Annotated in this window: 2 protein-coding genes; one reads left to right on the top strand and one right to left on the bottom strand. The window is 61.7% G+C overall.

The window, feature by feature from the left end; translation table 11 throughout:
* Nucleotides 1-414: MBL fold metallo-hydrolase (locus Y707_RS0103910; RefSeq protein WP_026534113.1), on the bottom strand; the 414-nt coding region annotated here is incomplete at its 3' end.
* A gap of 125 nt (nt 415-539) precedes the next feature.
* Between Y707_RS0103910 and Y707_RS32575 the strand changes: the two genes are divergently transcribed.
* Nucleotides 540-643: metal-sensing transcriptional repressor (locus Y707_RS32575; protein ID WP_035780224.1), on the top strand; the 104-nt coding region annotated here is incomplete at its 3' end.

Here is a 643-nt window from a genome sequence, read left to right as displayed (position 1 = left end):
CGCGTCGCCGGTCAACACGGCCTCAGGTGTGGTGTCGCCGGCGTGTTCGCGGACCAGGATGCTGATGGACTCCCAGGTGTGTCCGGGGGTCTCCAGGATCTCCAGCTCCACCTCCCCGAGTGAGACCTTTTCGCCGTGGCTGTAGGTGCGGATCTGGTATTCGGTTTCGGCCAGGCGGCCGTATCCGATCCACGCTCCGGTGGCGGCGGCGAGCTCGAGGTGGCCGGCGACGAAGTCGGCGTGGAAGTGGGTGTTGATCACCCCGGTGATGGTCAGGTTATTCGCGGCCGCGTCGGTGAGGTATTCGGCGATGTCGCGGCGCGGGTCGACGACGATTGCCTGGCCGGTCGTTTCATCACCGATCAGGTACGAGCCGTGGGACAGGCAGCCAAGGTAGTACTGCTTCAAGAACATTTCATCCTCCAAAGGATTGTCGTGGTGGGGATGAAACCCAGTCTTACACATACCCCCTAGGGTATGCAATAAGCCCCTGGGGGTATACAGTTGGTGGGTAAGTGCGAAAGACTATGGAGGAAACAATGCAACTGGACACCACCGATCTTGGCCCGGTCGTGAACCGGCTCAAGCGCGCGCAGGGCCAGCTTGGCGCTGTGACCCGGATGCTTGAAAGCGGCAGTGACTG

It is taken from the genome of Arthrobacter sp. H14, assembly GCF_000520495.1.
In the GTDB taxonomy this organism is placed as follows: domain Bacteria; phylum Actinomycetota; class Actinomycetes; order Actinomycetales; family Micrococcaceae; genus Arthrobacter_C.
This window is presented reverse-complemented; position numbering and strand designations above follow the sequence as displayed.